Origin of the sequence: Vibrio sp. 10N.286.49.C3, from assembly GCF_041469545.1 — a bacterium.
Classification (GTDB): domain Bacteria; phylum Pseudomonadota; class Gammaproteobacteria; order Enterobacterales; family Vibrionaceae; genus Vibrio; species Vibrio tasmaniensis_A.
The window spans coordinates 120903-136221 of sequence record NZ_JBFRKT010000029.1; the positions used below are offsets into that span (position 1 = coordinate 120903).

Consider the following 15319-nt stretch of genomic DNA (forward strand, 5'->3'; position numbering starts at 1 on the left):
CTATTCTTTCCCTTAGGTGTTTAATGCCATTGTATAGCGAGCTTAAACTAGAAAGGCACCGCGACGCGTTGTACATATTGGATTTCTATCGCACCTTGGTATTCAAACATTTCAACCGATGCACTCAAGTGTTTGGCTTTAGTTGCCGAAGGGCTTTCTGTCGGAACGGTTGTTTCAAGTGACTTGATTGGTACCTTGAAACCTAACATGTCGTAGTTTTCATCAAACCATTGCCAACTCACATTGGTGTCCGGGCAGTTGTCGATCACCTTGGGTGGCGTTACCACAACGTGAGGGTCGTTGAGTTTGCTTTCGAGTGTTAGCCATCGCATGTTGTCGTCTAAAGCAACAATTATAGGGTAGTTGTTCGAACCTATCGTTAACTGATAAACGCCCGATTCCGGTTTGATGAACATCTCACTGGTTTCAATCTCTTGATATTCGACATCAGAATTTAGTTGTCCGTCGATCACAACTTTCCCATCAGGCGAGACCAGAGAAATACGTTGTGTTTGATCTTCTAACACTTCGCTGAGTTGCTCCGCAGACAGTTTGATTTGATAGCCTTGTGATGAAAGACCGTGGCGCTTGATGAAGCTGACTTGAATGTGGTTGTTGGGTGTAGCACTTTGTTCAAGAGTGCTCCCACATTGAGTCCGACTCAGGATTTCTTGTTTAACGGATAGCCAAAGTTGACTATTAAGCTCTGCCTGATCAAGCGCGATTTGCAGTTCTTGCCATGCCACTTGCGGTTGATCATCGAGCAGTGATTGATAGGTATGTTGCAATGGCGTGTCTGTAAACCAAGCCGCATTACACGCAAAGGGCAATGCGCAGAACAGTGCTGTTAGAGAGCTTACTTTCATTGTGATTCCCCAGCCAAACGATAACCAACTCCACGATGCGTCTCTAGATTCAGTGTTGGTAGCTTTTGACGTAAACGCAGTATGTGGTTATCAACGGTTCTTGTGCTTGGGAAGGCTTGATAACCCCAAATTTTATTGAGTAACTCATCTCGGTGAAACACACGACTTTGGTTCTGAATAAACAGTACCAAGAGCTGAAACTCTTTAGGTTTCAACGTGATTGGGCTTTCATCCAGATAAGCGATCCGTTCCGACAAGTTGATTTGGATATTTGCGTAATTTAAGTGGCTAACACCTAGCGGCCGAAGCTGCGTAATGACTCTCGCAAGCAATTCATCGTTCGAAAATGGCTTAGTCACGTAATCTTTGGCACCTGCCATTAAACCTTCAACACGTTGTTGAACTTCAACTTTGGCGGTCAACACTATTACAGGTAGCGCTTTGAGTAGTAACCAATTAGGTAAGTGTCGCAAGCTATCGCCATCTTCAAGTTGTCGATCAAGCACCACGAGATCGGCACGTAACCACAGCTTACTGGCACTCTGAGCATCTTGCACCCAAAGGCATTGATAACCATTGGACTCAAAGAAGCTGACGAGGCCTTGCCCAAGCAGTGGGTCGTCTTCAATCAGCAGTAGGGTGTTCATAAGCGATTTCCAAAATACATCGGGTTGGATTACGGAGAATGATGAGACGGCCATTCGCTTGTTTCATCAAGTGTTCGACAATAGTCAGGCCAATGCCCATATTATCTTGTTTGTGATTGGCGCACCGTGTTGTTCTTGAAATAAGTCGTTGTATCAAAGAGGGGAAGTGACCCTCATCTTGTACTTCTATTCTCAGTTTATCTGCAAGGGAGATCTTAACTAAAACCTTACCTTGTCCATGCTGCTTAGCATTCTTGATTAAGTTATCAAGACAGATGGTCAGCCAGTAATAAGGCAGGTTAAGTTCAACATCTCTTGCTTCACATTGATAAGCAATATTGTGCTTTTCGCAGACATGGTCGAGCCACTCTTCCAATGATGCGTTTTGCTTCAACAAAGGCTCCGACTGATCCGAACTTAGATACACTTTGCTGTTTTCGGTGAGCTGAGAAAGCCTTTGATAGTCTGAAATTAAACGCCAAACCGCATTTTGAGTTTCATCAGAAAAATCGTCGTAGCGGTTTCTGAACATTTCGACGGTTAGACCTAGGCTAGTAATTGGCGTGCGCAGTTCATGAGTAAGAAGCTGTAAAACGAACTGCCTCTCTTTTCGTTGTTTTGTTCTTAGGTACAAGACTCTGCCGAGCCCGGATAACAATGTAAACAGCAATGTAAAGATCAACGTTTTCATGATCAGGTTGTCGTTGCTCGACTCGCTCAGGCACAGGTTACTGTAACGAAAAGAACAGCTTTCGCCTGACAAGATCACTTCTTGTTGCTCGGCGATAGGCTTCCAAACTTCCGATGGAATCGCTTTCCAACCTTGTTCGCCACTCAACCAAAGCACATCATCTTGTTGCCAAGCGCGGTATCCATTGAGCAGTGCTTCTCTGCCTTGTGCAGTGAGTGCTTCTAGTTTGGTATATAAAGGGTGCTGTGGGTTGGTAATGCTCAAAAACGGGCGTATTTGCTCGCTTACGTCTGGGTAAGCTGCCAAATAACGATCAGCAAAGCTGCCACCGGCAGGGTGACGTTTGGAGTGTGCTGCAAACCAAATCGAATCCAATGCTTGTTGCTGACATAAGGAGAGCTCAAACTCGATGGCATCATGTAATGAAGGGTTACTGCTTTCAATTGCTTGGCAGTGATCCTGTATTGACGCTAACGCTGCGATGTCGTCCCAACTGAATTGGTTGAAATCAGGATAGCGGCTACTTTCATGGAGCAGAACTTTCGGATACTGAGCTAACTCTTGTTGAGATACTAAGATTGGAGATGATTGCCAGCTCAGTTGATACAGGGTTTGCCACTTATCTTGCAAACTTTGGGCATTGGCTAGAGTTGGGAGCCAAAAGATCAAGCCAAGGGCTAAGGTAAACCTGCGCATCCAATCATTCTCGTTAAAAGTCGTGGGGCGAGTCTAAAGAGTTTTGGACGTGATTTGTAACCTGAATGTCAACAAGTGTTCCTTTAACAACAAATTGTCGAGTGGGTCATGTTTTAAAATAATAAATTAAAAATACAGTAAGTATCATTTGAATGGATTAAACTAGATAATTGTGTACTTATTGTCATTTTTGGGCGGATGGAGGGGACTATACTGGGCTCATACCTAATCAGAGGAACCACCATGAAAACACTCATTAAATCAGTATTGGCACTTAGTATCTTAACAGCTGGCTCGGCTCAGGCATTCGAACTAACGAGTAATGATATTCAAGAAGGTCACCCAATGGCGAAGACGTTTGAATATTCAAGTTGGGGCTGTGATGGCGAGAACTTGTCACCGCAGTTGATGTGGAAAGATGCTCCAGCAGGAACCAAAAGCTTTGCAATCACGGCTTATGATCCAGATGCACCAACTGAAAGTGGTTTCTGGCACTGGGTGGCGTTTGATATTCCAGCAACAGTGAGCGAGCTACCTCGCGGTGTCGATATCTCTAAAGTGGGTGGCAAAGAAGGCCGCATCGATTATGGAACGGTAGGTTTCGGTGGCGCTTGTCCTCCAGAAAAAGATGGTATGCACCGTTATCAATTCACGGTTTGGGCATTGCCAACGGATAAGCTCAACCTAGACGAAAACACGCCATCGGCTGTGGTTGGATTCACGTTGAACAGCATGGCTTTAGACAAAGCGAAACTGACGGCAACTTATACACGCTAATAGCTTATGTACGTTAAAAGCTTATACACCTACATAATAAGCAAATAAGCAAATAAGCAAATAAGCAAATAAGGGGATGAGATGAATCATCAATATCAAGTGACGATCTTTCGTGCAGAGCAGTTACAAAAACTGCGTAATGTGAGGATACTATCCCCTAGTATTATTCAGATCATTACAGGCAGTAAGCGCCTGTTTTGGAAAGACTCAGCGGCAGAACTCTCACATTCTGAGCTGCTGTTGTGTGAGGCATCAGCGTCATTGAGTTTTGAGAACATGCCCCACAAAGGACGTTTCCTTTCGCGTGTATTCAGTTTTCATTTCCAACCGACGCAAGCAATGCTCGATCTGAGTGAGGATCGAGCAATTGAACTGGATTTACCCACCGTGGAGGCAGATCGAGGTTTGCAAGATTCTCTCAATGCGTTGTTTTCGTTTGATCGTCAGAGCATGAGTGAACAAACCCAACAATTTTGGTTGCAGGGTTTGTATCAGCAATTAGCCGAGAAGGGCGTGTTGCATCGATTGTTTATTAGCTCAAACGTTTCGTTTAGCCAGAAACTCAGCCACTACCTTTCGTATTCACCGGACGAGAAACATCCGTTAGAGTCGGTAGCAGAGCGTTTTGCGATGAGTCGCGCCACGCTTATCCGAAAGCTCAAACTGGAAGGTATGCAATATCGTGAGGTGTTGGCTGAAGTTCGGTTGAGTCACGCACTTTATCTGATGCAAAACGGACAGCAGAATGTGGCGATGTTGGCTCAGTCTTGCGGTTACCAATCGGAAGGACGTTTTAGTCAGCGCTTTAAAGGAAAATTTGGTTTGTCGCCTAGTGAATACATCAAAACCGTCGTCAGCCATAGAGTCGCGAGCAAATAAAGTCGCGACGCCGTAATCATTCTGTTTGGCTTAAACGCTCACTTTCTTATCTCGTGCTGCCAATGCCGCGAAAATCGTGCACGCAAAGGCAACAGATGCGATCAGCAGAATAGGCACACTCCAAGAATCGGTTTGAGCATGAAGCTTACCCACCAGCGTTGGACCAGTGGCTGCCAACGCATAACCGATTCCCTGAGCCATACCCGACAATGATGCGGCTTGGCTGCTATTCGATGTACGCAAGCCAACAAAAGAGAGCGCGATAATAAACGTCGAGCAGTTGGCTAATCCGAACAGTCCCACCCAAAAAATCGCAAACTCAGGCAAATACAGCAGACCAATCAATCCAATAAATACACTCGATGCACACAGAGTGATGAGCCATTGTTGATTGTCACTTTTGGCTAAGAATGGCAGTAACAGCAGCCCTGGAACCATAGTCGAAAACTGCAAAAATCCATAAATGTAGCCTGCATCGATTTCGCTGTAGCCAAGGTCGTTCAAGATCTGTGGCAACCAGCCAGCCAAAGAGTAAAAGGTAAATGAGTTAAGCCCAAGCGCTAGCGTTACTTGCCACGCTACGCCACTCTTAATCATCTGTTTCAAAGGCAGTGGTTTGTCTTGTTGTTTGTTATCGCTAGCAGAAGATGAGCGCTTTCTGATTTTAGGCAACCAGATCATCAAAGCTAATATTGGAAATACCAAGTTCATTAACAGCGCTAATTGCCAACCTGTCATAGTGAATAAGGTGAGCTCTGAAAATGGCACCATCAAACTTGAGCCTAACGTCGAGCCGATGCCCATCGTAAAGATGTACAGAGAAGTAACGGTCGCAATACGAGTAGGGAAGCTAATTTTCACTACAACAGGTAACAACACATTACCAATCGCGATACCAAGCTGTGATCACCAAGCCCAATCATCACCGTACCGATATACAAGGTTGGGATTAACCCGGCAGAGCGCAGGGTAATCCCAGTCGTGATCAGAACTAAGCCTAATAGCAAGCTTGGCTCTAGACCAATTCGCTGGGATATCTTGGTGACTAATGGTGAAAATAAGGCAAAAGTTAACAGTGGCAAAGCTGTTAAGAAGCCAGCAGCCGACGACGTAAGGTTGAGGCCTTCCATAACCTGAGAAAGCACAGGAGCTAAGCTCGTAAAAGGCCCACGAAGGTTAAGTGCTAGGAATAGAATCCCTAACATGACGAAAATGCTATTACGAAGAGAGGCGCTCATAGGTTGTTCTACTGTTTGCTTATGAGAAGACAGGCTAGCCTACAGATCATTGAATGATTACACAAATACCGTTTAAATAGGTTTACTAATGATTGAACCAGCGCAGTACGCGCTTAGCCAGAAAAGGTCACCCATGACTGCATTGAATATCGACAAGCTCATCTCAAACTTCCCACTACTTCAACAATTAATGGCACTCGAAGAAGTGACTTGGTTTAACCCAAACATCACGACTTTGGAGCAAGGTTTACCCTATGTGGGATTAGGCGAACAAGATATTCACGATGCTAGCATGAGGCTACAAAGGTTTGCTCCTTATCTAGCCAAGGCGTTTCCGGAAACTCAAGTGACTAATGGCATCATCGAATCTGAGCTTGTTGACATTCCATCTATGAAAGCAGTATTGGAAGCGCATTATCAGCAGCCTGTAAAAGGGCGTTTGATGATGAAGAAAGATAGCCATTTACCGATTTCAGGTTCAATCAAAGCGCGTGGCGGTATTTATGAAGTACTAACGCATGCCGAGAAGCTTGCGATTGAAGCCGGGTTACTGTGTGAGAGCGATGACTACAGTAAGTTGCTCGAACCTGAATTTCGTGACTTTTTCCAGCAATACAGCATTGCGGTAGGGTCTACGGGTAATCTAGGCATGTCGATCGGTATCATGAGTGCCAAATTGGGCTTTACTGTCTCTGTTCACATGTCGGCAGATGCGAGAGCTTGGAAGAAAAGCAAACTTCGAGAGCATGGCGTCAACGTTGTTGAATATGAACAAGATTATGGCGTTGCAGTTGAACAAGGACGTAAAGAGGCAGAACAAGATCCTCGATGCTTTTTCATTGATGATGAAAACTCGCAAACTCTGTTCCTTGGTTATTCGGTGGCTGGAGAAAGGCTCAAGAAGCAATTCGAGCAACAGGGGATTGTGGTTAATAAACAGCATCCTTTGTTTGTTTACTTGCCTTGTGGTGTGGGTGGTGGTCCCGGTGGTGTCGCATTTGGCTTGAAGATGGCCTTTGGTGACCACGTCCATTGTATTTTTGCTGAACCGACTCATTCACCTTGCATGTTGCTCGGTGTTCATACGGGGTTACATGATGAGATTGCGGTACAAGATCTCGGTATTGATAATCTAACCGCAGCAGACGGGCTTGCAGTTGGCCGTGCTTCTGGTTTTGTTGGTCGAGCTATGGAACGTTTACTCGACGGCTATTACACGTTAACCGACGAACGTATGTATCAATTGTTAGGTGAACTGAACCAAGTGGAGGGTATTCAATTGGAGCCTTCAGCACTCGCGGGTATGCCGGGTGTGATTCATGTTGAACAGAATAGAGAATACCTTACTCGTCTAGAAATTGATGAGTCGACGCTAGCGAATGCAACACACCTTGTGTGGGCGACAGGCGGAGGCATGGTGCCACCAAAAGAAATGGCAGCCTACTTAGCGAAGTCATCGGCTTAACCCTGAATCTTTTATCGTTTAATTGTTTGTAAATATCAGTTGTTGCAAATATAAGCTGCTAAAAAGATAAGTCATGATAGAAGAGTGTTGTTTATAGCTTGAACACACTCTTTCTCACCTCTAAATCCCACCGTAATTCAAACAATAATTTGCGCAGATCGTTATCCAAAACACACATTTTATAAATTAAGCTTCTTAGATGTTCTAACTATCAGTTAGGTTGAGTGGCATTCAACTTGATAGGGATTGAGCAATGCAGACGGACAAAGTGATACAGACAAGACATATAAACACACCAGAAAAATTACTACAGCGTTTAGATGCGATTGGGGAGTCTTTGGAAGCATCGGGTAAGGCTCATGCTTTACTGGGATTGGGCTCGGTAGGTATTGAAACAGAACGACTTGATCAGTATTCAGATGTCGATTTTTTCGCGATAGTACAAACGGGGCATAAGCAGTATTTCTTAGACAGCTTGCATTGGCTCTCAGACATTCTTCCAATCGACTATGCCGTAAGGAACACCATCGATGGCTACAAAGTACTTTATGCCGATGGAATATTCTGTGAGTTTGCGGTATTCGAACCACACGAATTAGCGCATATTCCATTTGCTGAAGGTCGCATTGTTTGGCAGGAAGCCGACTTTGATACTCAGTGCTGTGCGCCACTTGAAAAAGGTGTCGCTGAAGCGAATTCTCAAGAGTGGATCATCGGCGAGGCGTTAACCAATCTTTATGTGGGCATGAGCCGATATAATCGCGGTGAGAAGCTTTCTGGCTCTCGCTTTGTTCAATCTTACGCGCTTGATCGTCTAATCGATCTTGTCGATCAAACTGAAACGTCTGAGCCAGAATTCGTTGATGAATTTATGTCGGACAGAAGGCTAGAGGCGCGCTTTCCTAAGTTTGCTCAATTGCTACCAACCTTTACCCAAGGTTACGAGCGCACGGCTGAATCGGCACTTGCCCAACTAGCGTTCCTCAACACCCACTTCACAGTTAACCAAGCCATGTGTGACCGAATCACTGAACTGTGTTCCAGTAAAGATTAAGCCTATAACCTGTTAATCTTAAGACCTATTTTCTTGGTGCGCGTAAATAACAGTTGTCGCTCGTCTGTATTGTTGATAGGTTTTAACCATGAAATTTAATTCTGCTTCAACTTCAATTTTCTTTTGGTGGTGCTCTCAATAGAGCAGCACGGAATACTTACATTCTTTAGCTGCTGGACGGTAGCTAAGAATGTCATCAAAAATGTCGCCTCTTTTTATCTCCAGTAGCCTTTTTAACTTGGAGATACACCATGAATACCAACTCAAACAGCCATACCGACAGCAATAATATTGGCAGTAAGAACAATACCAACAAGCCTGAAATCATTCTGACTGGCGATAGAGCAACTGGGCCTTTGCATTTGGGTCATTACGTCGGTTCACTTAAACAAAGAGTCTCTTTGCAGCATATTCACGACCAAACGATATTGGTTGCCGACATGCAAGGGCTTACCGACAACGCCCATAATCCTTCAAAGGTTTCGTCCAATATTCTTAATGTGGTCGCTGATTATCTTGCGGTGGGTATCGACCCGACCAAGACCACGATTTGTCTGCAATCACAGTTGCCGGTGTTAGCTGAGCTCACCATGTTCTACAGCAATCTTGTTTCTATCGCTCGCTTGGAACGCAATCCAACGGTCAAAAGTGAAATTCAGAACAAGGAATTTGGACGATCTATTCCAGCAGGCTTCCTCACTTATCCAATCTCACAGGCGGCAGACATCACTGCTTTTAACGCGACTTTAGTGCCTGTTGGCGATGATCAATTGCCGATGTTGGAACAAACCAATGAGATAGCAAGAAAGGTTAACTCGCTTGCTGGTAAACCAATCTTAAATGAATGTAGGCCGCTTCTCAGCAATGCATCTCGCCTCCCTAGTACTGATGGTAAAAGTAAGATGTCTAAATCGATGGGCAACGCCATTAATTTGGGTGCAACAGAGAAAGAGATCAGAGCTGCAGTCAAATCCATGTATACCGACCCAAATCATCTACGAATTGAAGAGCCAGGCAAGGTAGAAGGGAATATCGTGTTCACTTATCTTGATGCTTTTCACACAGACGCTAACTATGTCAGTCAACTAAAAGAGCATTACAAAAGAGGTGGGCTAGGCGATGGACAAACTAAGAAAGTGTTGGAAGAGTGCTTACAAGAGATGATCCGACCGATTAGATCGCGCAGAGCTGAATTGTTAGATGATAAAGCACAGCTCATTGATATTTTGCGCAAAGGAACTCAGGTATCGAGAGAAAGAACAGAGACCGTATTGTTTGATGTTAAAGAGCTATTTGGTCTGAACATCTTGTAAGCCTTCTGATTAATCTAAAAAGGGAGCGCAATCGGTGCTCTCTTTAATCACTAAAGTGAGAAGTAGGGCTGCTTGCTTATCTTGTGTTGGCACGTCCAACATTAGAGTATGTGGCTTAGCGTTAATTAGCACTTAGTATGCAATATTCAGTAACGACGAAACAAGGATGATTAAATTGGAAATCAGTCATTTAGATCACTTGGTACTAACCGTTAAAGATATAGAGGTAACGGTAGATTTCTATCAGCGCGTATTAGGTATGAAGCCCATCGAATTTGGCGAGGGCAGGTTGGCGTTGTCATTTGGGACGCAGAAGATCAATTTACACCTCAGCGGTAGCGAGTTCGAGCCGAAGGCAAGGCGTGTGCAGGTCGGTAGTGCAGACCTCTGCTTTGTTACCAATACACCAATGGCTCAAGTTGTCGAACATATCAAATCGCAAGGAGTCGCGATAGAAGAAGGGCCCGTACCACGAACAGGTGCAATAGGGACAATTGTCTCTGTTTATATTCGTGATCCTGATGGCAACCTGATTGAGCTCTCGAATTATTAGTCTTAGGCACTAAACCTGTACGCTTTTGTTTACTCTTCAAGAACGCGACTTTTTGTGTTTACTCCGCTTATCACTGGATGTCGTCAGCCAAACAAAATACAATCGAACAATGTTTTATTAATTCGTGCTTTATCATTATGATGAGAAATTTACTCATATTCATCGTTAGCCTGTTCTTCTTAACAGCTTGTTCTTCAACGAGTAATCATCAGCTAGACGATGAGACATTGAGCAACGAAGACGCAATGTCGAAAAGCTTGGAAGAAGAGAACAATATCGATGTTGCAATTGATACAAGTGCTGAGACCAACGTTGAATCTTCCCATGAGTCGTTCGTTAATCATCAACCAATAACTGATCATGAATCAAACTCAAACCTTGATTCAAATAATGACATGATAACTCACGCCAATGCAGAGCCAGAATCTGTGGAACCCTCCCAAATAGCAGCGACAGAAACAACGGAAAGCGATGCTAAGAGTGGCGGTGAAAAAGGCATCGGAAGCTATTTTATTCGTCATAACAAACCGACTAAGACCGTGATTAAATCACTAGAGGGTGTGACAGATGCATTGAACGTCATGACGTTTGGGATATTTGCCACCGGTAATGGTTAAATCGTTAACCTAGAACGACAACCTAATAGATAGAATGAAACGTGAAGGCGAGCCAGATGGTTCGCCTTTTTTGAGCTTCTAAATCTGGCCATCCTTCTTCCTAAGAATCGTGTTCACTTATCTGAGCGCTGAGTCAGGCGACGGTTAACGAAAATAGGAAATTATTAGTTCTGGAAGGGACTCGCCGAATTTACCCTGTTTGACTTGTTATATGCATCAAGGGTTCTAATACTCATCCCAAAGTAAGCAATGAAATCTAATCTTACAAAGACAAGTCTTATATTCACTTACGAGCATAGTAAGATGTTTGCTGTTATGTCGGCTTAGGTTTAGTTATCAATATTCTAGGGAAGAAAAATGAAGAATAAGAGTGTGTTTTTAAGTGTCGCGATGGTGATGTTGTCAGCTCATGCAAATGCATCAGATGCGAACCATGAGTCTGTATCAGATGGTGTTATCGCAGAACAAAGAGCGAAGCTTTCTGAAAATACCCAAGGACAAGGTTTTGGACCGCAAGCTCCACGAGATTTGGGTTCATTAGAAGGAACAAATACCAGGTTGTTCTCGGATGCTCCTGATTCAACAGCGATGAACTTATGTAATATTCACTTCCATAAAAATGCTGAGCATAAAGGCGGCGAGTTTACTCAATACGCTGGTAACGGTGATGGTAAGGGATTCCAGAGTGGCTTTAAATACACAGGCAAGCTGAGTTCTGCTGAGCTGAAACCATTTGAGGGCAAGGTTTGTCCGAGCGAGCATGGTTCTTTGCATTCGGGTGACACCATTGAAGTTCACTATGTTTATTCAACGGCGCAAGTTGAACCGGGTGAAACACTGGGTGCTTGTTTTAACGACGCGATTACCAACCCGCAACTGCGTGTAGAAACCCAAGTTTACGTATTAGTGAATGACGACAAAGCACTCGACTTTGAAGCGCTCGCTAAACATTCAAAAGTGAACGGCTTACACCAAGCACCAAACATCCCACAAGATACGGGCTCAGCGATTCAATACGCAGGCTCTACAACGGGTCCTGGTTACAATGAACAAGGTTCACCTTTCCAAGTAACATGGAGCGTTCGTCCACAAGTAGCGAAAGTAAACATCGCGACAGTGGGGAGCTGGTGTGAAGGCAATGACTTCAACGAAGACCACGCCCACGGTGTAAGAAATATAGTCGTAAACCCAGAGTTACTGTCTCCAATCGCTAACTAATCTTGTCACGTTGATTTTCTATCATTGTTTTCGAAGGCGAGCCTCTAGGTTCGCCTTTTTTGTGTCTTAACGAAAAACACTTTGGTGACTGGTTTAAGTTTATGTTTGGGGCTGAGGCTGAGGCTAGGTTTAAGCTTAGTGGGGAAATTACGTGTCACACTTATTCAAAACATGAGTTGTGTTAAACGTGCTTAGTCAAAAACGTTCTTTACGCGAATCGAAGCTCCATGATACGTTCATGATCAATTATGTTGGGTTATAGATAAGGACAGTCTAATGTCACTAGAAGGTGCGATTACATTCTTTATTGCCATGTTTATATTTGGTATTACTCCGGGGCCTGGCGTATTTGCCATTTTAGCTCGAGGCATGGTTAATGGTTGGCGAAAGTGCATCACTCTATCGTTAGGGATGATATGCAGTGATCTTATTTACCTTGCGCTTGCCTGTTTCGGTCTAGCAACGATTGCCGAGAATTGGTCGATTGCGTTTGAGGTGATTCGCTACCTTGGTGCGGCTTATTTGATTTACTTGGGCTACAAGATGTTTAAGAGCCTACCTGAAGTACAAGGCTCAGCGGAACTTGCAGCCAAACAAAGTCAGAAATCCGAACTCGCGAGTTTCGCGCAAGGCTTTTTGATTTCAGCTTCAAACCCTAAAGTGATTCTGTTTTATATTTCGTTCTTGCCGACTTTCATTGATCTGACAGTTCTGCGCTCACAAGATATTGTCTTGGTTTCTGGTTTAGCATCTGTTGCTCTAATGTCCGGTTTAATGCTTATCGCTGTAGGAGCGGGCAGAATGGCAGGTTTGCTGAAAACGCCACGCGCGCATAGAAGATTAAATCAAAGTGCTGGTGGAATAATGATTGCTGCTGGATCATATTTGGCGATAAACAGATAAATACAGTTCAATTTAAACAGAAAAAGCGCGTTGTTGCATAGTGGCAGTAACGCGCTTTTTTGCATTTATTTTCCGGTGTGGTATTCGCTTACTAGAGCAGTATTAGCGAATTGCTGCGTTAATTGAAGGCAGTAAATCGCGCTTCTTAATCACGTATCGCAAGCGAATTAACATCAGCGTAGCAGAGATACTTAAACCCGTAAGAATACCAATCCAAAACCCTTCTTCCCCCATTGCTGGAACAATGTGGTCTGTTAGCCCGAGCACCATGCCGAGTGGAAGTGCCAAGCCCCAGTATGAAGCAATGGCTAACATCATCGGGATCTTGGTATCTTTATAACCACGCAGTGCACCGTTAGCAGACGTTTGTAATGCATCACTGAACTGGTACATAGCCGTAAAGGTCAACAATACTGCTGCCGTTGCACTTATCGCAGGGTCGGTCGTGTAAAGTCTAATGATCCACTCAGGGAACAGAAGGAACATCGCAACTGAAAACAAGGAAATTAACGCTGCAACTAAGATACCGACTTTACTGCGCTCAATTGCGGCTAGTTCGTCTTTCTCACCCAAAGCGTGACCAACACGAATCGTAATACCAAACGAGATACTCATCGGAATCACGTAAGTCAGGCTCGAAATGTTAAGTGCAATTTGCGCGGCTGCTACGTTCTCTGCACCAATACGACCAATCATCAACGCGATAACCGCAAAGATACTGCCGCACACCGCGATGTTCATCCCGATAGGTAAACCTAATCTTAGAAGGTGAAGCATCTCTTTTGCTTTTGGCTTTGCATCTGAAAAGTTGATGATAGTTTTGTAGTGGTGATGACCTTTAATGTAGGAATACAGCATTCCCGACATTAGCCAATACACTAAGCTAGTCGCCCAGCCACAGCCCACAGCCCCCATTTCAGGGAAGCCAAACTTGCCGTAGATAAGCACGTAGTTGACCGGAATATTCACCAACAAACCAACCACCGAAATGATCATCGGTACTTTGGTGTTGTTCATACCCTCACAAAAGCCATTCAAGGTGTAGAAGAGGGCAATACCCGGCACACCGAAGGCTAGGGCAAACGCATAGTCGCTACCAATTGGAATGATCTCAGAGGCAACCCCAATCCACTCTAAGATCGGTTTCGCACTCACTAAGTAAGCGATGAGCAAGACGCTAGCAATTAATGCTAACCAAACCATTTGGAAGAACTCAACAGAGATACTTTGAAAGTCACGTGCACCGCGGTGGTAAGCGACAACAGGCGTTAACGCCATAATCACGCCACGAAGTAGCAGCAACACAGGAATCCAAAGGCTAGTACCAAGTGCAATAGCGGCGAGATCGGCAGGGCTTACTTGGCCAGCCATTGTCGTATCGACAAATCCCATCGCTTGGGTCGCTATTTGAGTCAAAATGATAGGAATCGAAAGATGCATAAGCGCACCCGATTCACGAGTAAAAGGACGAAGTTTCGTTAGCATGGAAGTTCACAACACCAATATAAATACACGAATGATGGCAGGATGGCCGGTGTGCATTTTAGGATGTGCCCCGTTGGGCGGGCGACAATATAAACACCTTACCGTATAGGGTCAAGCATTGGATTTACAGGGGCTAATTTGCTCTGGAGGAGCGCCAGGTTTGCATGATGCTAGATACTGTTTCTATGTACATAACCTGATGATTTTAATGTGAATCATACTAGATAGAAAGTTTCTATATTTGCCTGTTGAATTTCAATGCACACATCATAAGTCACTGTTATGGATGAACTAAATTTAGTACAATTGATGGCATAAGAAACTAGATAGAAAAATTCTATATTTAAATGCAGAATTTTTCTGTCTAAGAACTGTTAGGCTATTGAGGAGAATTTGAGCTTGAAAACAGTTTGCGTAGCTCTAAGTATGTTGCTTATTTCATCGCTTGCATATGCAGCAGTCGTTCCTGGTTTTCAGGGGCATTATGAGCGGTATAACAATGATCAATTGGATACTGACACTGCCTTTATTGATTTAACTAAGGTGGGTTCGAACACATATGAACTATCAGGTACATCAGTTTGGGTAGGTGACTCTTCTTCTGGCCTTGTAAATTTTGGAGAAATCGACGGAGTTGTAACGTTAAAAGGTAATCAAATAGACTATGACGTTGACGGCTGTACTCTCCAAGTTTTATTAGATCAAGATACCCTCGTAGTTAGCAAAGACAACGGTTGTGGCGGGTTAAATGTCACCTTCAATGGGACTTACGTGAGAACCTCAGAGAGTCAATAGCCTAACAAACTGTTCAAGAGGGATTCGCAACGCGTGGCATTTTCACTATGCGTTGGTTTTAGTGTTTAAGGCGGTATGCGGCGGCTCTTGTATTGCGTTGCTCACCCCTTAACAGGGCGTTA

General features: G+C 44.1%; 14 protein-coding genes and 1 pseudogene. 10 read left to right on the forward strand and 5 right to left on the reverse strand.

Translation table 11 applies throughout. The features are described 5' to 3' along the window. Positions 1–47 precede the first annotated feature (47 nt). The 3 genes from AB4180_RS13775 to AB4180_RS13785 are packed head-to-tail and all read right to left on the reverse strand — an operon-like array spanning position 48 to position 2900. Positions 48–866, reverse strand: a complete 819-nt coding sequence (locus tag AB4180_RS13775) for a DUF2861 family protein (RefSeq protein ID WP_102249242.1) — start codon at positions 864–866, stop codon at positions 48–50. Then, positions 863–1513 (reverse strand): response regulator transcription factor, encoded by a 651-nt coding sequence (locus AB4180_RS13780; protein WP_076670225.1) that lies wholly within the window; start codon positions 1511–1513, stop codon positions 863–865. The genes AB4180_RS13775 and AB4180_RS13780 overlap by 4 nt, the downstream gene beginning before the upstream one ends. Continuing rightward, positions 1491–2900: a DUF3404 domain-containing protein gene (locus AB4180_RS13785; protein WP_102249243.1), complete on the reverse strand. Its 1410-nt coding sequence runs from the start codon at positions 2898–2900 to the stop codon at positions 1491–1493. Before AB4180_RS13785 ends, AB4180_RS13780 begins: the two co-directional genes overlap by 23 nt. A 243-nt stretch (positions 2901–3143) precedes the next feature. On the opposite strand from AB4180_RS13785, the gene AB4180_RS13790 reads away from it, so the two are divergent. Then, positions 3144–3677, forward strand: a complete 534-nt coding sequence (locus AB4180_RS13790) for a YbhB/YbcL family Raf kinase inhibitor-like protein (protein ID WP_029223939.1) — start codon at positions 3144–3146, stop codon at positions 3675–3677. An 81-nt stretch (positions 3678–3758) separates the two neighbouring features. Beyond that, positions 3759–4556, forward strand: coding sequence for a helix-turn-helix transcriptional regulator (locus tag AB4180_RS13795; protein ID WP_102249244.1), 798 nt, complete (start codon positions 3759–3761; stop codon positions 4554–4556). Between the two features lie 30 nt (positions 4557–4586). Here the strand turns inward: AB4180_RS13795 and AB4180_RS13800 are convergent. Further along, positions 4587–5794 (reverse strand): annotated as a pseudogene (locus tag AB4180_RS13800) (MFS transporter). A gap of 133 nt (positions 5795–5927) precedes the next feature. Here AB4180_RS13800 and AB4180_RS13805 point away from each other — a divergent pair. The 7 genes from AB4180_RS13805 (at position 5928) to AB4180_RS13835 (ending at position 12917) form a co-directional block, all read left to right on the forward strand. Continuing rightward, a complete protein-coding gene (locus AB4180_RS13805; RefSeq protein ID WP_102249252.1) occupies positions 5928–7259 on the forward strand; it encodes a D-serine ammonia-lyase in 1332 nt (443 codons plus the stop codon). Between the two features lie 253 nt (positions 7260–7512). After that, entirely contained in the window at positions 7513–8313 is an 801-nt protein-coding gene (locus tag AB4180_RS13810; RefSeq protein ID WP_102249245.1) for a hypothetical protein, read from the forward strand. Between the two features lie 251 nt (positions 8314–8564). Beyond that, positions 8565–9626, forward strand: coding sequence for a tryptophan--tRNA ligase (gene trpS, locus AB4180_RS13815; protein WP_198592243.1), 1062 nt, complete (start codon positions 8565–8567; stop codon positions 9624–9626). Between the two features lie 175 nt (positions 9627–9801). Beyond that, on the forward strand, positions 9802–10179 hold the full coding sequence (locus tag AB4180_RS13820; RefSeq protein WP_102249254.1) for a VOC family protein: 378 nt from the start codon (positions 9802–9804) through the stop codon (positions 10177–10179). A gap of 137 nt (positions 10180–10316) precedes the next feature. Further along, the gene (locus AB4180_RS13825; protein WP_102249246.1) at positions 10317–10796 is read left to right on the forward strand and encodes a hypothetical protein; all 480 of its coding nucleotides are present in this window, start codon (positions 10317–10319) and stop codon (positions 10794–10796) included. A 357-nt stretch (positions 10797–11153) separates the two neighbouring features. Then, on the forward strand, positions 11154–12014 hold the full coding sequence (locus tag AB4180_RS13830; protein ID WP_102249247.1) for a delta-class carbonic anhydrase: 861 nt from the start codon (positions 11154–11156) through the stop codon (positions 12012–12014). Between the two features lie 276 nt (positions 12015–12290). Next, the gene (locus AB4180_RS13835) at positions 12291–12917 is read left to right on the forward strand and encodes a LysE family translocator (protein WP_102249248.1); all 627 of its coding nucleotides are present in this window, start codon (positions 12291–12293) and stop codon (positions 12915–12917) included. A gap of 102 nt (positions 12918–13019) precedes the next feature. On the opposite strand, the gene AB4180_RS13840 is transcribed toward AB4180_RS13835, so the two are convergent. Then, entirely contained in the window at positions 13020–14402 is a 1383-nt protein-coding gene (locus AB4180_RS13840; protein ID WP_017102631.1) for an MATE family efflux transporter, read from the reverse strand. 399 nt (positions 14403–14801) lie between these two features. Here AB4180_RS13840 and AB4180_RS13845 point away from each other — a divergent pair, with 399 nt between their 5' ends. Next, entirely contained in the window at positions 14802–15197 is a 396-nt protein-coding gene (locus AB4180_RS13845) for a hypothetical protein (protein WP_372081876.1), read from the forward strand. The last annotated feature ends 122 nt before the right edge of the window (positions 15198–15319 follow it).

What these genes read in the sequence shown, in the direction of transcription:
- AB4180_RS13785 (WP_102249243.1), bottom strand. Translation starts at nt 2,900, where the DNA reads ATGCGCAGGTTTACCTTAGCCCTTGGCTTGATCTTTTGGCTCCCAACT.
- AB4180_RS13780 (WP_076670225.1), bottom strand. Translation starts at nt 1,513, where the DNA reads ATGAACACCCTACTGCTGATTGAAGACGACCCACTGCTTGGGCAAGGC.
- AB4180_RS13805 (WP_102249252.1), top strand. Translation starts at nt 5,928, where the DNA reads ATGACTGCATTGAATATCGACAAGCTCATCTCAAACTTCCCACTACTT.
- AB4180_RS13830 (WP_102249247.1), top strand. Translation starts at nt 11,154, where the DNA reads ATGAAGAATAAGAGTGTGTTTTTAAGTGTCGCGATGGTGATGTTGTCA.
- AB4180_RS13810 (WP_102249245.1), top strand. Translation starts at nt 7,513, where the DNA reads ATGCAGACGGACAAAGTGATACAGACAAGACATATAAACACACCAGAA.
- AB4180_RS13790 (WP_029223939.1), top strand. Translation starts at nt 3,144, where the DNA reads ATGAAAACACTCATTAAATCAGTATTGGCACTTAGTATCTTAACAGCT.
- AB4180_RS13835 (WP_102249248.1), top strand. Translation starts at nt 12,291, where the DNA reads ATGTCACTAGAAGGTGCGATTACATTCTTTATTGCCATGTTTATATTT.
- AB4180_RS13840 (WP_017102631.1), bottom strand. Translation starts at nt 14,402, where the DNA reads ATGCTAACGAAACTTCGTCCTTTTACTCGTGAATCGGGTGCGCTTATG.
- AB4180_RS13795 (WP_102249244.1), top strand. Translation starts at nt 3,759, where the DNA reads ATGAATCATCAATATCAAGTGACGATCTTTCGTGCAGAGCAGTTACAA.
- AB4180_RS13775 (WP_102249242.1), bottom strand. Translation starts at nt 866, where the DNA reads ATGAAAGTAAGCTCTCTAACAGCACTGTTCTGCGCATTGCCCTTTGCG.
- trpS (WP_198592243.1), top strand. Translation starts at nt 8,565, where the DNA reads ATGAATACCAACTCAAACAGCCATACCGACAGCAATAATATTGGCAGT.
- AB4180_RS13825 (WP_102249246.1), top strand. Translation starts at nt 10,317, where the DNA reads ATGATGAGAAATTTACTCATATTCATCGTTAGCCTGTTCTTCTTAACA.